General features: G+C 60.5%; 20 protein-coding genes. All 20 read left to right on the forward strand.

Going from position 1 to position 19,666, the window contains the following annotated elements:
* Positions 1-15 precede the first annotated feature (15 nt).
* The 20 genes from fabF (at position 16) to nuoL (ending at position 19,661) form a co-directional block, all read left to right on the forward strand.
* Positions 16-1,254, forward strand: coding sequence for a beta-ketoacyl-ACP synthase II (gene fabF / locus DVJ77_RS12570; protein WP_114845866.1), 1,239 nt, complete (start codon positions 16-18; stop codon positions 1,252-1,254).
* 7 nt (positions 1,255-1,261) lie between these two features.
* Positions 1,262-2,629 carry an aminodeoxychorismate synthase component I gene (locus DVJ77_RS12575; RefSeq protein ID WP_114845867.1) on the forward strand — a complete coding sequence of 456 codons (1,368 nt, stop codon included), beginning with the start codon at positions 1,262-1,264 and terminating at the stop codon, positions 2,627-2,629.
* Positions 2,629-3,456 carry an aminodeoxychorismate lyase gene (pabC, locus tag DVJ77_RS12580; protein WP_114845868.1) on the forward strand — a complete coding sequence of 276 codons (828 nt, stop codon included), beginning with the start codon at positions 2,629-2,631 and terminating at the stop codon, positions 3,454-3,456. Before DVJ77_RS12575 ends, pabC begins: the two co-directional genes overlap by 1 nt.
* Complete coding sequence (gene mltG / locus DVJ77_RS12585) at positions 3,453-4,490, forward strand: endolytic transglycosylase MltG (RefSeq protein WP_114845869.1); 1,038 nt, start codon at positions 3,453-3,455, stop codon at positions 4,488-4,490. Before pabC ends, mltG begins: the two co-directional genes overlap by 4 nt.
* A gap of 11 nt (positions 4,491-4,501) precedes the next feature.
* Positions 4,502-5,143 carry a dTMP kinase gene (tmk, locus tag DVJ77_RS12590; protein ID WP_114845870.1) on the forward strand — a complete coding sequence of 214 codons (642 nt, stop codon included), beginning with the start codon at positions 4,502-4,504 and terminating at the stop codon, positions 5,141-5,143.
* Positions 5,140-6,075, forward strand: coding sequence for a DNA polymerase III subunit delta' (holB, locus tag DVJ77_RS12595; RefSeq protein WP_114845871.1), 936 nt, complete (start codon positions 5,140-5,142; stop codon positions 6,073-6,075). The genes tmk and holB overlap by 4 nt, the downstream gene beginning before the upstream one ends.
* Before the next feature lie 76 nt (positions 6,076-6,151).
* A complete protein-coding gene (locus DVJ77_RS12600; protein WP_225427978.1) occupies positions 6,152-7,084 on the forward strand; it encodes a PIG-L deacetylase family protein in 933 nt (310 codons plus the stop codon).
* Positions 7,085-7,394: 310 nt separating this feature from the next.
* A complete protein-coding gene (locus tag DVJ77_RS12610; protein ID WP_114845874.1) occupies positions 7,395-7,751 on the forward strand; it encodes a PilZ domain-containing protein in 357 nt (118 codons plus the stop codon).
* Positions 7,752-8,014: 263 nt separating this feature from the next.
* The gene (locus DVJ77_RS12615; RefSeq protein ID WP_114846099.1) at positions 8,015-8,371 is read left to right on the forward strand and encodes an NADH-quinone oxidoreductase subunit A; all 357 of its coding nucleotides are present in this window, start codon (positions 8,015-8,017) and stop codon (positions 8,369-8,371) included.
* A complete protein-coding gene (locus DVJ77_RS12620) occupies positions 8,362-8,919 on the forward strand; it encodes a NuoB/complex I 20 kDa subunit family protein (protein ID WP_114845875.1) in 558 nt (185 codons plus the stop codon). The genes DVJ77_RS12615 and DVJ77_RS12620 overlap by 10 nt, the downstream gene beginning before the upstream one ends.
* A 10-nt stretch (positions 8,920-8,929) precedes the next feature.
* The gene (locus DVJ77_RS12625; protein ID WP_114845876.1) at positions 8,930-9,658 is read left to right on the forward strand and encodes an NADH-quinone oxidoreductase subunit C; all 729 of its coding nucleotides are present in this window, start codon (positions 8,930-8,932) and stop codon (positions 9,656-9,658) included.
* Between the two features lie 2 nt (positions 9,659-9,660).
* Positions 9,661-10,914 (forward strand): NADH-quinone oxidoreductase subunit D, encoded by a 1,254-nt coding sequence (locus DVJ77_RS12630; protein WP_114845877.1) that lies wholly within the window; start codon positions 9,661-9,663, stop codon positions 10,912-10,914.
* A gap of 18 nt (positions 10,915-10,932) precedes the next feature.
* The gene (gene nuoE / locus DVJ77_RS12635) at positions 10,933-11,460 is read left to right on the forward strand and encodes an NADH-quinone oxidoreductase subunit NuoE (protein ID WP_114845878.1); all 528 of its coding nucleotides are present in this window, start codon (positions 10,933-10,935) and stop codon (positions 11,458-11,460) included.
* Positions 11,461-11,475: 15 nt separating this feature from the next.
* Positions 11,476-12,786 carry an NADH-quinone oxidoreductase subunit NuoF gene (nuoF, locus tag DVJ77_RS12640; RefSeq protein ID WP_114845879.1) on the forward strand — a complete coding sequence of 437 codons (1,311 nt, stop codon included), beginning with the start codon at positions 11,476-11,478 and terminating at the stop codon, positions 12,784-12,786.
* Positions 12,783-15,110: an NADH-quinone oxidoreductase subunit NuoG gene (gene nuoG, locus DVJ77_RS12645; RefSeq protein ID WP_114845880.1), complete on the forward strand. Its 2,328-nt coding sequence runs from the start codon at positions 12,783-12,785 to the stop codon at positions 15,108-15,110. Before nuoF ends, nuoG begins: the two co-directional genes overlap by 4 nt.
* A gap of 4 nt (positions 15,111-15,114) precedes the next feature.
* Positions 15,115-16,143, forward strand: coding sequence for an NADH-quinone oxidoreductase subunit NuoH (gene nuoH / locus DVJ77_RS12650; RefSeq protein WP_114845881.1), 1,029 nt, complete (start codon positions 15,115-15,117; stop codon positions 16,141-16,143).
* Between the two features lie 5 nt (positions 16,144-16,148).
* A complete protein-coding gene (nuoI, locus tag DVJ77_RS12655) occupies positions 16,149-16,640 on the forward strand; it encodes an NADH-quinone oxidoreductase subunit NuoI (RefSeq protein ID WP_114845882.1) in 492 nt (163 codons plus the stop codon).
* Positions 16,641-16,652: 12 nt separating this feature from the next.
* Positions 16,653-17,324: an NADH-quinone oxidoreductase subunit J gene (locus DVJ77_RS12660; protein ID WP_191983693.1), complete on the forward strand. Its 672-nt coding sequence runs from the start codon at positions 16,653-16,655 to the stop codon at positions 17,322-17,324.
* On the forward strand, positions 17,321-17,626 hold the full coding sequence (nuoK, locus tag DVJ77_RS12665; RefSeq protein WP_114845883.1) for an NADH-quinone oxidoreductase subunit NuoK: 306 nt from the start codon (positions 17,321-17,323) through the stop codon (positions 17,624-17,626). The genes DVJ77_RS12660 and nuoK overlap by 4 nt, the downstream gene beginning before the upstream one ends.
* A 4-nt stretch (positions 17,627-17,630) precedes the next feature.
* Positions 17,631-19,661: an NADH-quinone oxidoreductase subunit L gene (nuoL, locus tag DVJ77_RS12670; protein WP_114845884.1), complete on the forward strand. Its 2,031-nt coding sequence runs from the start codon at positions 17,631-17,633 to the stop codon at positions 19,659-19,661.
* Positions 19,662-19,666 lie beyond the last annotated feature (5 nt).

Consider the following 19,666-nt stretch of genomic DNA (forward strand, 5'->3'; position numbering starts at 1 on the left):
TGAAGGAAGAACAGCATGAGCAAACGACGTGTGGTAGTGACCGGCATGGGCATCATTTCGCCGGTCGGTAACGACATTGCCAGCGCTTGGGAGAACATTCTCAAAGGCGTCAGCGGTATCGGTCAGGTCACCCATTTCGACGCCACCGCGTATGCCACCCGCATTGCGGGTCAGGTGCGTGATTTCGAGCCGGGGCAGTGGATGGCCGCGAAAGATATCAAGAAGATGGATCCGTTCATCCATTACGGCATCGCTGCCGGCACCCAGGCTTTACGCGACTCCGGGCTGGAAGTGACCGAAGCGAATGCTCCACGCATCGGCGTGGCGGTTGCCGCAGGTATCGGCGGTTTGCACACTATCGAACACACCGCCATTGAGCTGCACGATAAGGGTCCTCGTCGGGTGTCGCCGTTCTTCGTGCCGAGCTCGATCATCAACATGGTGTCGGGCCATCTTTCGATCATGTTCGGCCTGAAGGGCCCCAATATCGCTTGCGTTACCGCCTGTACCACAGCCACGCACAATATCGGCCTGGCGGCGCGAATGATTCAGTACGGCGATGCCGATGTGATGGTGGCCGGCGGTGCCGAGTTCGCCACGACCGGCACGGCGATGGCGGGCTTCTGTTCGGCCAAGGCCATGTCTACCCGCAACGACGAGCCGACCAAGGCTAGCCGCCCATGGGATAAGAACCGCGATGGTTTCGTGCTGTCCGATGGCGCCGGCGTCTTGGTGCTGGAGGAGTACGAGCACGCTAAGGCGCGCGGCGCGCGCATTTATGCCGAGCTGGCCGGTTTTGGCATGAGCGGCGATGCGTACCACATCACCGCACCAAGTGAGGGCGGCGAAGGTGCTGCGCGTTGCATGGAGAATGCATTGCGCGATGGTGCTATCAACCCGACCGACGTGCAGTACGTTAATGCGCACGGTACGTCAACGCAGCTTGGCGATCTAGGTGAAGTGCTCGCTGCCAAGCGTGTATTTGGTGACCACGCTTACAAGCTGGCGATAAGCTCGACCAAGTCGATCACAGGTCACTTGCTCGGTGCTGCCGGCGGTATCGAGGCGATTTTCTCGATCCTTGCCTTGCGTGACCAAGTGATGCCGCCGACTATCAATCTGGACGAGCCCGGCGAGGGCTGCGATTTGGACTTTGTGCCGCATACTGCGCGCCAGGCCAAGATCGATGTGGCGGTTTCCAACTCGTTCGGCTTCGGCGGCACCAACGGTACCCTGGTTTTCCGTCGCATTTGAGCGACGCATGACCTGCATGGTTCGTACGTTACCCGGCCGGCGCGATTTACTCGCGCCGGCCGCTGTATATCCAGAGCGCTACCCGTGCCTGCTCGAAAGCGTAGTGCGCGGTACGCCGCAAGCGCGTTTCGACATTCTGTTCGCCTTTCCGCAAGGTAGCCTGACGCTTCATGCGGATGGCCGCCTGCTTGACGAGAAAGGCGTTCCGCAAAAAGGGCGCTTTCTCGACGCGCTTGACCTGGCCTGGCAAGCCGAGCGCTTGCCACAGGGCACCGATGACGATGGCCTGCCTTTTCACGGTGGCTGGGTATTGTTATTGGCCTACGAATTGGCCGGTGAGATCGAGCCGCGTCTGCATTTGCGTCAGCCGCAGTCATTACCCGTGGCGCTGGCGTTGCGTTGTCCGGCGGCAGTGATCGTCGATCACCAACGTGAGCGGACGGTGTTGATCGCTGAGGCTGGCAGTGAAGCCCTGCTCGATACGCTGGAGGCGGACCTTAGCGCCGCATGGGCGAATGAGCCTCTGCCGGCGGCCGATGCGGTGCAGGAAGACACACCGTCATTGTTTCTCGATGGCGTTGCGCGTATTCACCGGCATTTGCATGCGGGCGACATCTTTCAAGTGAATCTGTCGCGCGCCTGGCGCGCGCACTATGCACAGCCACCTTCGGCGGCATCGCTATACGCCGCACTTCGGCAGGCTAACCCGGCACCGTTTGCCGGTTTGCTGCAGCAGCCCGAATGGTCGGTGGCCAGTTCTTCACCGGAGCGTTTGGTCGAGGTGCGGCGCGGTACGGCGCAGACCCGTCCGATCGCCGGTACCCGGCCGCGCGTGCCCGGTGACGACGAGCTGGCGCGCATTCGCGAATTGAGCACGCATCCCAAAGAGCGCGCCGAACACGTGATGCTGATCGACCTGGAACGTAACGATCTAGGGCGGGTGTGTGTACCCGGCACGATCGTGGTCGATGAGCTGATGGTGGTGGAAAGCTATACGCATGTTCATCACATTGTTTCCAATGTGCGCGGCCAGTTGCGTGACGGCGTGACGCCGGGCGAGGTGATTGCGGCGACTTTTCCGGGTGGCACCATTACCGGTTGCCCCAAGGTGCGCTGTATGGAAATTATCGGGGCATTGGAAGATGCGCCTCGTGGCGCCTATACCGGTGCCATGGGTTACCTGGACCGCAACGGCGATCTCGATTTGAATATCTTGATCCGCACGCTGACGCTTGCTGGCGCCGAATCTGCCGGTGCTGAAGTCACGCTTCGCGCGGGAGCCGGCATCGTCGCCGACTCGGTGGCAGAGAAGGAGCTGGACGAGACTCGCGCCAAGGCACGTGGATTGCTGCATGCGCTGGGTGTGGTCGCCTGATGTCGTCGCCGAATCGAATTCTGGTCAATGGTCGCCCGGATGGAATGATCGATCCGCTCGATCGTGGCCTTGCCTATGGCGACGGCGTGTTTGAAACGATTCGCTTCGTCGGTCGGATGTCGCCGCTGTGGTCGCGTCATATGCAACGCTTGCAAGACAGTTGCACGCGACTTCGCATCCCTTGTCCCGAGCCTGAGCGATTGTGGCAAGAGGCACTGGTTGTCACGCAAGGTCTGGGGCAAGCCGTCGTGCGCATCACCATGACTCGCGGCGCGGGTGAGCGCGGCTATGCGCTGCCGGCAGCACCCCAGCCTACCCGAGTGCTTGCTGCATTCCCGGCGCCGATACGAGCGGTCGATGACTATCGGCATGGTTTGCGCGTACGACTTTGCGAGACCCGACTGGCAATACAGCCGCGCCTGGCCGGTATCAAACATCTGAACCGGCTGGAACAGGTCCTGGCGCGCGCAGAATGGGACGACCCGGCAATAGCCGAAGGTTTGCTGTGCGATGAGGCCGGACGCGTTATTTCAGCGGTCATGGCTAATCTATTCGCCGTGATCGATGGTGTGCTGATAACGCCGTCGTTGGAGCGCTGCGGTGTGAATGGTGTGGCCCGTGCCGAGGTGCAGGCGGTGCGTGAAGTTCAGGTTTGCGATCTGTCGCTAGGCGAACTGTGGCAGGCTAGTGAGCTGTTTCTCAGTTCCAGCGTGCACGGCATGCTTCCGGTGCGGAGCGTAGACGATAAGGTGTTTGTCCCCGGTCCGGTCACTCGCGCGCTGCAGCAACATTGGTGTGAACTGGGGTTTCCAACGGAGTTGGCATGAACCGCAACAAGATTTATGGGCGAGCGCTGTGGCGCGTATTGATGTTGTTGGCGCTGTTGGCTATCGCCGGCGGTCTGGTTTATGGCTGGCTTGATTTCGCCCGCTTTAGCCGTACGCCGCTCAATGTGACGGCGACGACCACAAGTATCGACATTGCTCGCGGCAGCAGCCTCAAAGACATCGTCAATACCGTGCGTGAGCAGGGCTTGAGCAGCGCTTCGCCGCTGTATTGGCGCCTGCTTACCGAGCAGATGCACGCCAGCGGCAAGCTGCACGCTGGCGAGTACGCGCTCAGCGCAGGCATGACGCCGCGCGACCTGATCGCCAATATGGCGGCCGGCAAGGTGATGCAGCGTAATTTCACCATCGTCGATGGCTGGAATATGCGTGACCTGCGCCAGGCATTGACCCACGCCGAGCATCTACGACAAGACGCTGCCGAGCTGGACGACGAAGCCTTGATGCAGAAAATCGGCGCGCCAGGCGAGGCGCCCGAAGGACGGTTTCTGCCTGAGACCTACGCCTATGTAAAAGGCGATAGCGATCTGGATATTCTCAAGCGCGCGCACGTGGCCATGAGTAAGACACTGGATACCCTGTGGCAGGACCGCGACAAAGATTTGCCGTTAGCCACACCGTATGAGGCACTGATCCTCGCCTCGATCGTTGAGAAGGAAACCGGCCGCGCCGACGAGCGCGCGCGCATCGCGGGTGTCTTTGTGCGGCGTTTGAATATGCGCATGCTGCTGCAGACCGACCCCACCGTGATCTATGGCATGGGTGAGCGCTACGCCGGCAATATCCACCGATCTGATCTCACCACCGATACGCCGTTCAACACCTATACCCGTGTCGGACTGCCGCCGACGCCGATCGCGTTGCCCGGCAAGCCCGCCTTGGTCGCGGCCCTGCATCCGGCCGCCGGCAACGAGCTGTATTTCGTCGCCCGCGGCGATGGCGGGCATGTATTCTCGCGCAGCTTGGACGAGCACAATCGCAACGTTGCCTGCTACCAGTTGAAGCGCTGCCAATGAGTACGTTACGCATGAGTGCCGCACGCGGAAAATTCATTTCGTTGGAAGGCGGCGAAGGGGCTGGCAAGAGTACTTTGCTGGCGGGTTTGCATGAGCACATCACGGCACAGCATGTGGCTTTAGTGCAGACCCGCGAGCCTGGCGGCACACCATTGGGCGAGGCCGTGCGCGCGATCGTACTCGATCCCGCCCGACGCGATATGGTGGCTGAGGCCGAATTGCTGTTGATGTTCGCCTCGCGCGCTCAACTCGTGCGCGAAGTGATCGAGCCGGCACTGGCTGCGGGGCAATGGGTATTGTGCGATCGCTTTACCGATGCCAGCTATGCCTATCAAGGCGGCGGTCGCGGTCAACCACTTGAGCGGATCGCTGAGTTGGAGCGCTGGGCGGCTGACGGGTTGCAGCCTGACCTGACTCTATTACTGGATCTTCCGGTATCGACCGGGCGCGCACGTGCTGCGGGGCGTGGCGAGGCGGATCGGATCGAAGTCGAGGCCGATGCCTTTTTCGAGCGCGTGCGTTCGGCTTATCGCACCCGCGCGGCCGCCGAGCCGGCGCGCTTTCGCGTGATCGATGCCAGTCAGCCAGCAGTCGCAGTATTGCAATCGGCGATTGCCGCGCTCACGCCGCTGCTCGCGGAGCATGCATTGTGATCGCCTTGCCCTGGCATGCCGAGCATTGGGCGCGATTGCAGGCGCGTCGCCAGCGCGATGCCATGCCGCATGCGTTGTTATTGGTCGGGCCGGCCGGCCTGGGCAAGCGTGATTTCTTGCAGCGTTTCGTCCATGGATTGCTGTGTTTGCAGCCGCAGGACGGCGAAGCCTGCGGGCAGTGCCGCAGTTGCCTGCTGCTTGCCGCCGGTACGCATCCCGATTATGTCTCGCTGAGTTTCGGGCTGCGCAAGGACGGTGTTCAGCGCAGCGAGATCGTGGTCGACCAGATCCGCGAGTTGTCGGCTCGCCTGTCCATGTCCAGCCAATTCGGCGGCTGGCAGGTGGTGTCGATCGATCCGGCCGACGCCATGAATGCGGCTGCCGCGAATGCCTTGCTGAAAACACTCGAAGAACCGTCGCAGCAAACCTTGCTATTGCTGGTGGCCGATGCACCGTGGCGATTGCCGCAGACTATCCGCAGCCGCTGCCAGCGTATTGAGTTTCAACTGCCGTCGCATGCCGAGGCTTTAGCGTGGTTGCAGGCCGAAGGCGTGAAAGATGCCGCGGCGGCGCTTGACGCAGCGGGCGGCAACCCCGGTCTGGCCCGTGCCTGGGGCGAGCAGGGCGCGCTCGCGCGTCGGCAAGAGGTACGCAAAGATCTGGCCGCACTGGCTGCCGGTCGTGGCGAAGCCATGGAAGTGGTGAAGCGCTGGCTCGACAACGAGCCTGCGCAACGCCTGTGGTTCGCCGCCCAGGCTGCGGCCGATGAGGCAAAGGCGCAAGCGGCGACCTCGCCGGGGCCATTGACCAGCGCATTGACCAGCGAAGCGCTAGGTGATTGGTATATGGCGGCAAATCGCACGCGCGATGCTTTGCGCGGCCCCTTGCGTGCAGATCTGTTGTTATTGGAACTGCTCGCGCGCTGGCGTTGATGCGTGCTGCATTATTCAAGCAAGCACGATGCAAGCCCCCGTTCGCCAGGGAAGAAGTTCATGTCGAGGCTCCGATATGCCATTGAGCTTGAACCCGCAAACCCGTCTGCTGGTGATCGCGCCGCATCCCGATGATGAAACGATCGGTACCGGCGGCTTGATTCAACAAGTGCGCGCGGCCGGTGGTGAGGTGCGGATCCTGTTGCTGACAGACGGTGATAACAACCCCTGGCCGCAGCGTTGGCTGGAGCGGCGGTTGTGGATCGGTGCGGCTGAGCGCGCACGTTGGGGACGGCGCAGGCGGGGCGAGGTCGAACGGGCTTTGCGCAAGCTCGATGTTCCGGCCCAGGCGCTGCATGCGTTCGGCTGGCCGGATATGGGCATCAGCGTATCTTTACGGCAAGACTTTGCGCCGCTGCTGAGCGCCATGACACAACAGGTGCAGGCATACCGGCCGAATGTGATTGCGCTGCCCGCCTTGGGCGACCGTCATCCCGACCACAGTGCGGCACATGTGTTGTTGCGTCTGGCGCTGACCGGGCAGGCCGAGTTGCCGACCCTGCTGACGTATCTGGTCCATGGCCATGCCGCTGAACAGCCATCGGAGCGCATGCTTATCGACAGTACGGCGGTACAACAATCCACGAAATTGTCCGCCATGGCAGAGCATCACAGTCAGATGGCGCTGAGTGCCGCCCGGATGTTGCGACTGGCTGGTCGCCAGGAGCGCTATGAACGAGTCGAGCCGGTAAAACGGCAAGGCTTGCTGTGTTCGCTGCCATGGCAACCCTCACCACTATGGCTGCCCTGGTTGCGCCTGACATTGGCTGGACACGCCGGGGTACGGGTTTGGAGCTGGAATGAGGCGCCACGGGTTCGCGATGCCGCCGGCCGACACGCCTTGCAGTTGCCGCCGGAGATGGACGGGCAGGGCACGTTATTTATCAAGCTGCACCTTGATCTGCCGTCGCCCTGGATCTTCGATCGTTGGGGCTGGTGGGAGGTTTGAGGGGGGGAGGGAAAGGGAACGGGGAACGGGGAACATGTAGTTCGAGTGGCGATTGTGGTGCCGCGTTCTTTTTTGACCTTTCTTTGTTTTTTCTCTTGCTTTTTTGCTCCTGCTTTTTAGGCTTTTCCCCGTTCCCCGTTCCCCGTTCCCCGTTCCCCGTTCCCCGTTCCCCGTTCCCCGTTCCCCGTTCCCCGTTCCCCGTTCCCCGTTCCCCGTTCCCCGTTTCGTTCCCCGTGAAATTCATCCCACCGCCAGGTGGACGCCTGCGCTAGGATGACTGTCATATTTCGATGCTTGTTGGGGGCAACGCATGAATCCTGTGGTCAACGCCCGTCAGGGCATTTTGTCGCTGAAGATCAAGGATAAGGCGGCGCTTTATAACGCCTATATGCCGTTCCTCAAGTCCGGCGGGCTGTTTACGCCTACGGCTCAGCGCTATGAGTTGGGTGACGAGGTGGTGTTGCTGGTCAACTTCACCGATGAGGGTGAGCGCTTGTCGGTAGCCGGCAAAGTAGTGTGGATTTCACCGATTGGCGCCCAAGGTAATCGCACTGCCGGTATCGGCGTGCAGTTCAGTGATTCGTCCGATGGCGAGGCGGCGCGTATCCGAATCGAGAACATGTTGGCCGGCATGGTCGAGTTGGAGCGCCCCACTCACACCATGTAACGCGCTAGCTATCTGCGAATCGCTCTCATCTTGTGCGGCTTAAGAGCAAGTCTAAGGCTCACAACAGGCTTGTTGTTGTTAGGCGCGCTGATACAATGTCGCGATTCCCGAATTCGATCGTGGAAAGTCGGACGCTCGCGGCCTGAACGCGGCGATCGTGGCTGGATAGCCCATGGCCTTAACCGGCCTACCGAACTCAAGTTGCCCGGACCGTTCCCCGACGGTCACTGATGCGCCTTGTTGGCGCGGAGGTACGTTCCACCGTGCTTGCCGAATATTGGCCCATCCTGCTGTTCATCGGCGTCGCCACTGGCCTGGGCCTGGCGTTGCTGGCTATTGGTTTGTTGGCGGGTCCGCGTCGACCCGAGGCGCACAAGCTCTCGCCTTACGAGTGCGGCTTTGAAGCGTTTGAAGACGCGCGCATGCGCTTCGACGTGCGCTACTACCTGCTCGCCATCCTGTTCATCATTTTCGATCTGGAAATCGCCTTCCTGTTTCCGTGGGCGGTGGTGTTCAACAAGATCGGCATCGTCGCGCTGATCGAAATGGCGCTGTTCCTGCTGCTCTTGGTGATCGGTTTCGCTTACGTGTGGAAAAAGGGAGCACTGGAATGGGAGTGATCTCATCTCTCGACCGGGTGATGCACAACCCGCAGCCGTTGAATCTGGTCGACGACATTCTGCGGCCGGCGGGCGATAACCCGATCATCCAGCGCGGTTTCGCCACCACCAGTGTCGATGTGCTGATGAATTGGGCGCGCACCGGTTCCATGTGGCCGATGACCTTTGGCCTGGCCTGTTGCGCGGTAGAGATGATGCACGCCGGCGCCGCGCGACTGGATCTGGATCGCTATGGCGTGATCTTCCGTCCCAGCCCGCGCCAGTCCGATGTGATGATCGTGGCCGGCACCCTGGTCAACAAAATGGCCCCGGCGCTGCGCAAGGTCTACGACCAGATGCCCGATCCCAAGTGGGTGATCTCGATGGGTAGCTGCGCCAATGGCGGCGGTTACTATCACTATTCCTATTCTGTGGTGCGCGGTTGCGACCGCATTGTGCCGGTGGACATTTATGTGCCGGGCTGCCCGCCGACGGCTGAAGCATTGATCCACGGCATTCTGCAGCTACAGAAGAAAATCCGTCGTACCAGCACCATCGCGCGTTCCTGAGGCGCCGCCCATGACCGACACCCCATCGAACTCGCTGGTCGAGCGTTTATCCGCGCGATTCGGCGGCACCTTGACTATCAGCATTGCCCGCAACGAGGTCACGGCCGAGCTGTCCGCCGCGGATCTGATCGCGGTGACCACCGCATTGCGCGACGAGGCACCATTCCGTTTCAGCGAAATGATCGACCTCTGCGGCGTGGATTACCTCGGCTATGGCCAGACCGAGTGGGATACCGAGACCGTTTCCGGCACCGGTTTTTCACGTGGTGTGGAAGGCGAGGCCATGGGTCGTTTCACCTGGGCCGACCGCCCGCGTGATGTCACCCAGCCACGCCGTTTCGCCGCCGTCGTCCATTTGCTGTCGATCGAGCACAACCAGCGCATACGTTTGCGGGTTTTCTGCGAAGACGATTCGCTGCCGGTGGTGCCGTCGCTGACCACGGTATGGCCCGGCGCCAACTGGTTCGAGCGCGAGGCGTTCGATCTCTACGGCATCATTTTCGAAGGCCATCCCGATTTGCGTCGCATCCTGACCGACTACGGTTTCGTCGGTCATCCGTTCCGCAAAGACTTCCCGTTGATCGGCAATGTCGAGGTTCGTTACGACCCCGAGCAGAAGCGCGTGGTGTACGAACCCGTGTCGATCGAGCCCCGCGTATTGGTGCCGCGCGTGATCCGTGACAACGCCGACCTGATGCAGGCCAAGGCCGAAGCCGCCGACAACTGGCGGGAGAATTGAGCATGCAGGAAATTCGCAATTACACGATGAACTTCGGCCCGCAGCATCCGGCCGCCCATGGCGTGTTGCGCCTGGTGCTGGAGATGGACGGCGAGACCATTGTTCGCGCCGATCCGCACGTGGGTCTGCTTCATCGCGGCACTGAAAAGCTGGCTGAGTCCAAGCCGTTCAATCAGTCGATCGGCTATATGGATCGCCTCGATTACGTGTCGATGATGTGCAACGAGCATGCCTATGTGAAGGCCATCGAGAACCTGATGGGGATCGAGGCGCCGGAGCGTGCGCAATACATCCGCACCATGTTCGACGAGATCACCCGCATCCTGAATCACCTGATGTGGATTGGCTCGAACGCGCTCGATCTAGGCGCCATGGCCGTCTTCCTCTACGCGTTCCGCGAACGCGAAGAGTTGATGGACGTTTATGAGGCCGTATCCGGCGCGCGCATGCATGCGACGTACTACCGCCCCGGCGGCGTGTACCGCGATCTGCCCGCGCAGATGTCGCAGTACCGCGAGTCGCCGTGGCACAAGGGCAAGGATCTCAAGCGGCTGAATAGCTGGCGCGAAGGTTCGATGCTCGACTTCCTCGACGCGTTCACCGCTGATTTCCCCGCGCGCGTGGACGAGTACGAAGAGCTGCTGACTAATAACCGCATCTGGAAGCAGCGTACTGTCGGCATCGGCGTGATTTCGCCGGAGCTGGCCCAGCAATGGGGCATGACCGGCGCGATGCTGCGCGGCTCTGGCATCGCCTGGGATCTGCGTAAAAAACAGCCTTACGCGAAGTACGCCGAGATGGATTTCGATATCCCGATAGGCGTCAACGGCGATTGCTACGACCGTTACCTGGTGCGCGTCGAAGAGATGCGCCAGTCCAATCGCATCATCAAGCAGTGCATTGACTGGCTGCGCGTCAACTCCGGCCCGGTGATGCTGAAAAACTTCAAGGTCTCGCCGCCGTCCCGCGAGGAAATGAAGGAGGACATGGAAGCCCTCATCCATCACTTCAAGTTGTTCACCGAAGGCTACGGCGTGCCGGCCGGTGAAACGTATGCGGCCGTCGAAGCGCCCAAGGGCGAGTTCGGTTGCTATTTGGTTTCCGATGGTGCCAACAAGCCGTTCCGCGTGCATCTGCGCGCGCCGGGTTTTGCCCATCTGTCGTCGATGGATCCCATCGTGCGCGGTCACATGCTGGCCGACGTGGTCGCGATGATCGGCACCTATGACCTCGTGTTCGGCGAAGTCGATCGCTGAGCCGGAGGAAAAATACTTATGAAAGCCACCGGACAATACGAGCAGGTCAAGCATGTCGACCCGCTCACCGCACTCACCGAGCACACCCGCCATCACATCGATGAGTGGGTGGCGAAGTTTCCGCCCGATCGCAAGCGCTCGGCCGTCATCCAGGCGCTGTTTGCCGCTCAGGAGCAGAACCAGGGGTTTCTTACCGACGAGCTGATTACCGCCGTCGCCAAGTATCTCGATCTGCCCGCGGTGTGGGCCTACGAGGTCGCCAGCTTCTATTCGATGCTGGAAACCAAGCCGGTCGGTCGTAACAACGTGGCGATCTGCACCAATATTTCCTGCTGGCTCAATGGCGCCGAGGATCTGGTGCGGCATTGCGAGAAAAAACTCGGCGTGAAACTCGGCGAAAGTACGCCGGACGGCCGCGTCTATCTCAAGCGCGAAGAAGAATGCATCGCCGCCTGCTCCTGCGCGCCGGCGATGACTGTCAACGGGCATTACCACGAGCGTCTCTCGGTCGAAAAGATCGACGAGATTCTCGATGGCTTGAAGTAAGGCGAGGCTAGGTCAATGGCAGTCGGACCCGCACCCCAAGAACATCAAGTCGTCTTCACCACGCTGCATTTCGACAAGCCGTGGGCGATGGACAGCTACACCCAGGTGGGTGGCTATGAAGCGTGGAAGAAAATTCTCGCCGAGAAGCCCGATCCGACGACGTTGATCGATGAAATCAAGAAGAGCAATCTGCGCGGCCGTGGCGGCGCTGGCTTTCCCACCGGCTTGAAGTGGTCCTTCATGCCCAAGGGCACTATGCAGAAGTACATCCTGTGCAATTCGGACGAGTCCGAGCCGGGTACCTGCAAAGACCGCGACATTCTGCGCTACAACCCGCATGCGGTGATCGAAGGCATGGCGATTGCGTGCTATTGCACCGGCTCCAGCGTGGCTTACAACTATTTGCGCGGTGAGTTTCATCATGAGCCCTTCGAGCATTTCGAAGAGGCGCTGAAGGAGGCTTACGCGGCAGGCTTGCTCGGCAAGAACATCCAGGGCACCGGTCTCGACATCGATATCTACGGTGCGCTCGGCGCCGGCGCTTACATCTGCGGCGAAGAAACCGCCTTGATGGAGTCGTTGGAAGGCAAGAAAGGCCAGCCGCGCTTCAAGCCGCCGTTCCCGGCCAACTTTGGTCTGTACGGCAAGCCGAGCACGATCAACAACACCGAGACCTATGCTTCGGTGCCGTCGATTTTGCGTAAGGGCGCCGATTGGTTCCTGGCTCAGAGCAAGACCAAGAACGGTGGCCCGAAGGTGTTCTCGGTGTCCGGTTGCGTGCAGAAAGGCGGCAACTTCGAAGTGCCGCTCGGCACCACGTTCGACGAATTGCTGGAGATGGCCGGTGGCCTGCGTCCCGGCCGTACCCTGAAGGGCGCGGTGCCCGGCGGTGTCTCGATGCCGGTGCTGACCGCCGAGCAACTGAAAGGCCTGCCGATGGATTACGACACCTTGCGCGATCTCAAGACCGGTCTCGGCTCGGGCGCGATCGTGGTGCTCGACGACAGCGTGTGCACAGTGCGTTTCACCCGCCGCATCTCGCAGTTCTTCCATAAAGAATCCTGCGGTCAGTGCACGCCGTGCCGCGAAGGTACCGGCTGGATGCACCGCGTGCTGGATCGCATCGTCGAAGGGAAGGGCACGATGGACGACTTGCACCGCCTCAAGGCGATTGCCGGCCAGATCGAAGGCCATACCATTTGTGCGTTCGGTGAAGCCGCCGCGTGGCCGGTGCAGGGCTTCCTGCGCCAGTTCTGGCATGAATTCGAGTACTACATCGAAAACGGTCGCTCGATTGTCGACGATAAGCTTGGAGCCGCCGCATGAGTGCGCAGCCCGCCAACCAGACCGCCCCCGATCTGCTGAATATCGAGATCGACGGTAAGCCGACCCAGATCCGCAAGGGCGCCATGATCATCGAGGCGGCGGACGCCATCGGTGTGGCGATTCCGCGCTTCTGCTATCACCGCAAACTGCCGATCGCCGCGAACTGCCGTATGTGCCTGGTCGAGGTGGAGATGGGCGGCAAGCCCATGCCCAAGCCGCAGCCGGCCTGCGCCACGCCGGTGGCTGAAGGCATGAGGGTACAGACCCGTTCCGGTGTCGCGCTGAAGTATCAGCGTGACGTGATGGAGTTCTTGCTCATCAATCATCCGCTGGACTGCCCGATCTGCGATCAGGGCGGCGAGTGCGAGCTGCAAGACGTTGCGCTCGGCTACGGCCGCAGCGTGTCGCGCTACACCGAGCGCAAGCGCACCATCGCCGATGAAAACATCGGGCCGCTGGTAGCTACCGAGATGACCCGCTGCATTCAGTGCACCCGTTGTGTGCGCTTTACCAGCGAGATCGCCGGCACCTACGAATTGGGTGGCATGAGCCGTGGCGACAATCTGCAGATCGGTACCTACATCGGCAAAACGATCGAGACCGAGCTGTCCGGCAATATCATCGACGTTTGCCCGGTCGGTGCGCTGACCAATAAGCCCTTCCAGTTCCAGGCGCGCGCCTGGGAGCTGATCGCCAAGCCGTCGATCGGCTACCACGATGCGCTGGGTTCCAACCTGTGGCTGCATTCCCGCCGCGGCGAAGTGCTGCGCACCGTGCCGCGCGACAACGAGGCCGTCAACGAATGTTGGTTGTCCGACCGTGACCGCTACAGCCACCAAGGTCTGTATGCAGCCGATCGCATCAACGCGCCGCAAGTGAAGCGCAATGGCCAATGGCAGACCACGACCTGGGAAGACGCGCTGAACGTCGCTGCCGAAGCACTGAAGAAAGTATCCGGCGACGAGTTGGGCCTGCTGCTGCATCCGGCAACCTCGAACGAAGAGGGTGATCTGCTGGTGCGTCTGGCGCGCGGTCTCGGCAGTGCGCACATCGACCATCGTCTGCGTCAGCTCGATTTCGCCGACAACGCGACCGCGCAGGCTTTCGCGCTGCCGGTGGCCGAGCTCGATCATGCGCATGCGCTGTTGCTGGTCGGTTCCGACTTGCGTCATGAACTGCCGCTGCTCAATCACCGTGTGCATCAGGCGGTGAAGAAGGGCGCCAAAGTTTTTGCGGTTAATCCCGCCGAATTCGATTTCAACTACCCCCTGGCGCACGAAGCTGTGGTCGCGCCGCAGTATCTGGTCGATGCCATGCTGGTCTTGGCCAAGGCCGCGGCCGAGTCTGGCGCCGCTGTGCCGGTGCTTCTTGCCGACTCGTTGGCCAGCGTGCAGGCTACCGACGAAGCGCGTGCAGCGATCGGCGCTCTCAAGTCGGGCCGCGCGGCGGTGATTGTCGGCGAAGCCGCCGTCACTCATCCGCAGGCTTCCTGGTTGCGTGCGATTGCTCGCTTTATCGCCGAGGCGACGGGTGCCGGCTATAACGAACTTCCCGTTGGCGCGAATGCGCTGGGTCTGGCCCGTGTCGGCGCCGTTCCTGGCGCTGCTGGCCTGGACGCACAAGCGATGCTGGCGCAGCCGCGTAAGGCCTATGTGTTGTTTGGTGTTGAGCCGCCGCATGATTTCGCCGATGGCACAGCTACGCTGAAAGCACTGCGCGCCGCCGAGCATGTGGTGGCGTTCAGCGCCTATGCCAGCGCGGCCTTGCGTGAAGTCGCCGAGGTGATTTTGCCGATCGCGCTGTTGCCGGAAAACGACGCCAGTCTGGTGAACGTCGATGGCATGCTGCAAAACGTAGCCGCCGGTGCATCCGCACCGGGCGAAGCGCGGCCGGGCTGGAAAGTGCTGCGTGCATTGGGCGGTGAGCTGAAGTTGGCCGGTTTTGAGTTCGACGATCTCGCCGGTTTACGTGCTGGCATCGTCGAACGCGCTTCAGCACCGCGTGCAGCACTGGCTACACGTGCGGCGAGCAGCGGCTTGAGCCGCCTGGCGACGTGGCCGATCTATCGCACCGATGCTGTGCTGCGTCGGGCCAAGGCACTCGGCGAGCACCCGCTTAACCGCGCGGCAGCGGTGCGCTTGAACGCTGACGAAGCTCAGCGCCAAGGGCTGACCGGCGCTGCACAGGCGCGCATCGCCGACTCGGTACTGCCGGTGGTGATCGATGCATCGGTACCCGATGGCGCTGTGTGGATCGAAGCCGCGCATGACTTGACCGCCACGCTGCCGCCTTACGGCGCAGCCATCACCCTGAGCAAGGCATAAGCACATGGGCGAACAGATCTTCAATCAGTTGCTGGTGCCGATCTTCTACATCGTGTGCATCGCACTGCCGCTGATTATCGCGGTGGCGATGTTTGTGTACTGGGAGCGCAAGGTCATCGGTTGGATGCACGTGCGCATGGGGCCGAACAAAATCGGTCCACTGGGCTTGCTGCAGGCCTTTGCCGACGTGTTCAAGTTGTTGTTCAAGGAAGTGATTCTGCCGACCAAGGCGAACCGTTTCCTTTATTACCTGGCACCCTTGCTGGCGTTGATCCCCGCGCTTGCCGCATGGGCGGTGATCCCGTTCAGCGAAAAGATGGTGCTGGCCAATGTCAACGCGGGTTTGTTGTACTTGCTGGCGATGACCTCGTTGGGCGTGTACGGCATCATCCTGGCCGGCTGGGCTTCCAACTCGCGTTACGCGCTGCTCGGCGCCATGCGTTCGGCCGCGCAGGTGATTTCCTATGAACTGGCGATGGGCCTGTGCCTGGTTTGCGTGCTGGTGCTGGCGGGTTCCTTGAACCTCACCGATATCGTGCATGCGCAGACGGGTAGCAAAGGCATTTTCGACTGGTTCTGGTGGCCGTTGTTGCCGGTGTTCGTGATCTATTTCATCTCCGGCGTGGCAGAAACCAACCGCGCACCGTTCGACGTGGCAGAAGGCGAGTCGGAGATTGTCGCCGGCTTCCATGTGGAATATTCGGGTTCGGCGTTCGCGATCTTCTTCTTGGCCGAATACGCCAACATGATCTTGATAAGCTTTCTGGCGCCGATTTTGTTTTGCGGCGGCTGGCTCTCGCCGTTCCCGGTGAGCTGGGGCTTGATCGGGCAGGGCGGCTTCTATTGGTTGTTCATCAAGGCCTTTCTGTTCGCCTTCTTGTTCTTGTGGTTCCGCGCCAGCTTTCCCCGCTATCGCTATGACCAGATCATGCGTCTGGGCTGGAAAGTGTTTATTCCCATTGCTATCGCATGGGTTCTCGTCGCCGGCTGCATGAAGTATTTCGGCTGGGTCAGCATCGGCACGGGAGGCTGAAGACTATGTCTCGCATTACTCACTATTTTAAAAGTCTGTTGTTGATCGAGTTGGCCAAGGGCATGTGGTTAACCTTGCGCTACATGTTCAAGCCGAAGTACACGATGCGCTATCCGATGGAGCACATCCCCAAATCGAACCGTTTCCGTGGCCTGCATGCGCTGCGTCGGTATGCGAACGGTGAGGAGCGTTGCATCGCCTGCAAATTGTGCGAAGCGGTATGTCCGGCACTGGCGATTACCATCGATTCGGCGCCGCGCGAAAGCGACGGTCAGCGCCGCACCACGCGTTACGACATCGACCTGTTCAAGTGCATCTTCTGCGGCTTTTGCGAAGAAAGCTGCCCGGTCGATTCGATCGTGGAAACCCATATTCACGAATATCACTTCGAACATCGCGGTGAAAACATTGTGACTAAGCCGCAGTTGCTAGCAATTGGCGACCGCTTCGAGCAGGACATCGCCGCCGCTCGCGCTCAAGACGCGGCGTACCGCTGAGGTCCATGAATCATGATTGATCCGCAGCTATTCCAACTCATTTGCTTCTACGCCTTCGGTGCGGTCACCGTCGGTGCTGCACTAGGCGTCATCAGCTTGCGCAATACGGTGCATGCCGTGCTGTCGCTGGTGCTGACCTTTTTCAGCACGGCTTGCATCTGGCTGCTGGCCGAAGCCGAATTTCTCGCTATCGCCCTGATCGTGGTCTACGTCGGTGCGGTGATGGTGCTGTTCCTGTTCGTGGTGATGATGCTCGACATCGAACAGGAGAAGGTGCGCGAAGGTTTCATTCGCTATCTGCCGGTCGGCATCATTGTTGCCCTCATCATGCTCGGTGAAATGGTGGCGCTGATCGGTGTGCGCGCCATGCATGCGCAGACCATGGGCGAAAATCCGGCCACGGCGATGGGCGTATCCAATACCGAATGGCTGGGCAATGCGTTGTATACGCAATTCCTGCTGCCCTTCGAAATCGCTGCCTTGATTCTTACCGTGGGCGTGGTTGCTGCGGTTGCATTGACCTTGCGTCACCGCGGCGGCGCGCGTCACCAGAGCGCCAGCCAACAGGTCAGCGTCAATCCGCGCGATCGCGTGCGGTTGGTCAAGATGGCGACCGAATATCCCGCATCGGTGCAGCCCGCCCCGGCGCAGCCGTCTGCCGGCGATCAGGAGACCAAGCCATGATTACGCTTTCGCATTTCATCGTGCTCGGCGCGGTGCTGTTCTGTATCGCCGTCGCCAGTTTGTTCATCAACCGCAAAAACGTCATCGTGCTGCTGATGTCGATCGAGCTGATGCTGTTGGCGGTGAACATCAATTTCGTGGCGTTCTCGCGCTTTCACGGCGATCCGGCAGGGCAGGTGTTTGTGTTCTTCATTCTTACCGTAGCGGCGGCGGAAACCGCGATCGGCCTGGCGATTCTGGTGCTGCTGTTCCGTAATCGCAGCACGATCAATATCGCGCAAATCGACAGCATGAAGGGTTGAGCTGATGGAACTTTCTACCTCCATTCTGCTGACCATTGCGCTGGCGCCGCTGGTCGGCTGCGTATTGGCTGGCTTCCTGGGTCGCTTTCTCGGTCGCGCCGGTTCGCATAGTGCGACCATTCTTGGCGTGGCGATTTCCTGCGGATTGTCGTTTTACGTGCTGTATCAGCTCACCACGGGCGCGGCGACGAACTACAACCACAATCTCTATACCTGGTTCGAGATCGGCAAGTTCAGTGCCAGCGTCGGCTTTTTGATCGACCGCCTCACCGCGATGATGATGGTGGTAGTGACCTTTGTATCGCTGCTGGTGCATATCTACACCATCGGCTACATGAAGGACGATCCGGGCTACCAGCGTTTCTTCAGCTATATCTCGCTGTTCACCTTTTCGATGTTGATGCTCGTGATGAGCAACAACTTCATGCAGCTTTTCTTTGGCTGGGAGGCGGTGGGTCTGGTGTCCTACCTGTTGATCGGCTTCTGGTACAAAAAGCCGACGGCGATCTACGCCAACCTCAAGGCGTTCGTGGTCAATCGCGTGGGCGATTTCGGCTTTTTGCTTGGTATTGCGGCCGTGCTGTTTTTCCTCAATACATTGGATTACGCCACGGCGTTCCATAACGCCGATACCTTGATTGGCAAAACTCTGCACATTACCTCGACCGTGCAGTGGGATGCCGCCACCGTCATCGGGATACTGCTATTTATCGGCGCCATGGGTAAGTCGGCCCAGGTGCCATTGCATGTGTGGCTGCCCGATTCCATGGAAGGCCCGACCCCGATTTCGGCGTTGATCCACGCCGCGACCATGGTCACGGCCGGTATCTTCATGGTCGCGCGCATGTCGCCGATCTTCGAGTTGTCCGAAGGCGCACTCAGCTTTGTGATGGTTATTGGTGCCACCGGTGCCTTGTTCACCGGCCTGATCGGCATTGTGCAGAACGACATCAAGCGCGTGGTGGCGTATTCCACGCTGTCGCAGCTCGGTTATATGACCGTCGCGCTTGGCGCGTCGGCCTACGCCGGCGCGGTGTTCCACCTGATGACCCATGCTTTCTTCAAGGCGCTGCTATTCCTTGGTGCGGGTTCGGTGATTATCGCCATGCATCATGAGCAGGACATGCGCTACATGGGCGGCTTGCGCAAGTACATGCCGATTACCTGGATCACCATGTGGATCGGTTCGCTGGCACTTTGCGGTGTGCCGTTCTTCGCTGGCTTCTACTCCAAAGACGCCATTATCGAGGCGGTTGGCGAATCTCATCGCTGGGGTGCTGGCTACGCTTACTTCTGTGTCCTGGCTGGCGCTTTCGTTACCGCTACTTATACGTTCCGCCAGATGTATCTGACGTTCCACGGCAAGGAGCGCTTCAAGGTGGTCGAGCAGCACGGCCATGGTCATCACGATGAACATCATGACGACGAGCATCATGAGCCGGGTGTGCTGCACCATGCGCCGAAGGAGTCGCCGTGGGTGGTGACGCTGCCGCTGATCTTGCTGGCCATTCCTTCGCTGCTGATCGGTTACTTCGCGATCCAGCCGATGTTGTATGGCGACTGGTTCGGTGGCTCGATCCAGGTGCATGAAATCAATAACGTGCTGGGCAAGCTAGGCGAAGAGTTCCATGGCTCGCTCGCGATGGCGTTGCATGGTTTCGGACAACCGCCGTTCTGGCTCGTGGCTGCGGCCTTCGCCATCACCACCTATATCTATCTGTTCAATCCGTCGGTAGCCGACAAGATCAAGAGTGCGCTCAAGCCGCTGTGGACCATGCTCGATCGCAAGTACTGGATCGACGACGTCTACTACGCGGTGTTCGCCAAGGGCGGTGTCATGCTGGGTCGGGCGCTGTGGAAGGGCGGCGATGCGGCGGTGATCGATGGTGCGCTGGTCGATGGTTCGGCCAATCTGGTTCAACGGATCGCAAGTGGTGTGCGTCGCTTGCAGTCCGGTTATCTCTATCACTATGCATTCGCGATGATTCTCGGCCTGATCCTGCTGCTTGGCGGGTATTGGCTGGTCGGGCAATAAGGGAA

The sequence above is a fragment of the Dyella tabacisoli genome (assembly GCF_003350925.1).
Lineage (GTDB): Bacteria > Pseudomonadota > Gammaproteobacteria > Xanthomonadales > Rhodanobacteraceae > Dyella_C > Dyella_C tabacisoli.

Bases quoted from the DNA above. Each gene is read 5' to 3' on its own strand.
- tmk (WP_114845870.1), top strand. From the start codon at position 4,502: ATGAGTGCCGCACGCGGAAAATTCATTTCGTTGGAAGGCGGCGAAGGG.
- fabF (WP_114845866.1), top strand. From the start codon at position 16: ATGAGCAAACGACGTGTGGTAGTGACCGGCATGGGCATCATTTCGCCG.
- DVJ77_RS12620 (WP_114845875.1), top strand. From the start codon at position 8,362: ATGGGAGTGATCTCATCTCTCGACCGGGTGATGCACAACCCGCAGCCG.
- nuoI (WP_114845882.1), top strand. From the start codon at position 16,149: ATGTCTCGCATTACTCACTATTTTAAAAGTCTGTTGTTGATCGAGTTG.
- nuoG (WP_114845880.1), top strand. From the start codon at position 12,783: ATGAGTGCGCAGCCCGCCAACCAGACCGCCCCCGATCTGCTGAATATC.
- nuoL (WP_114845884.1), top strand. From the start codon at position 17,631: ATGGAACTTTCTACCTCCATTCTGCTGACCATTGCGCTGGCGCCGCTG.
- nuoH (WP_114845881.1), top strand. From the start codon at position 15,115: ATGGGCGAACAGATCTTCAATCAGTTGCTGGTGCCGATCTTCTACATC.
- nuoE (WP_114845878.1), top strand. From the start codon at position 10,933: ATGAAAGCCACCGGACAATACGAGCAGGTCAAGCATGTCGACCCGCTC.
- DVJ77_RS12610 (WP_114845874.1), top strand. From the start codon at position 7,395: ATGAATCCTGTGGTCAACGCCCGTCAGGGCATTTTGTCGCTGAAGATC.
- mltG (WP_114845869.1), top strand. From the start codon at position 3,453: ATGAACCGCAACAAGATTTATGGGCGAGCGCTGTGGCGCGTATTGATG.
- DVJ77_RS12600 (WP_225427978.1), top strand. From the start codon at position 6,152: ATGCCATTGAGCTTGAACCCGCAAACCCGTCTGCTGGTGATCGCGCCG.
- nuoF (WP_114845879.1), top strand. From the start codon at position 11,476: ATGGCAGTCGGACCCGCACCCCAAGAACATCAAGTCGTCTTCACCACG.
- pabC (WP_114845868.1), top strand. From the start codon at position 2,629: ATGTCGTCGCCGAATCGAATTCTGGTCAATGGTCGCCCGGATGGAATG.
- DVJ77_RS12575 (WP_114845867.1), top strand. From the start codon at position 1,262: ATGACCTGCATGGTTCGTACGTTACCCGGCCGGCGCGATTTACTCGCG.
- DVJ77_RS12630 (WP_114845877.1), top strand. From the start codon at position 9,661: ATGCAGGAAATTCGCAATTACACGATGAACTTCGGCCCGCAGCATCCG.
- DVJ77_RS12625 (WP_114845876.1), top strand. From the start codon at position 8,930: ATGACCGACACCCCATCGAACTCGCTGGTCGAGCGTTTATCCGCGCGA.
- DVJ77_RS12660 (WP_191983693.1), top strand. From the start codon at position 16,653: ATGATTGATCCGCAGCTATTCCAACTCATTTGCTTCTACGCCTTCGGT.
- nuoK (WP_114845883.1), top strand. From the start codon at position 17,321: ATGATTACGCTTTCGCATTTCATCGTGCTCGGCGCGGTGCTGTTCTGT.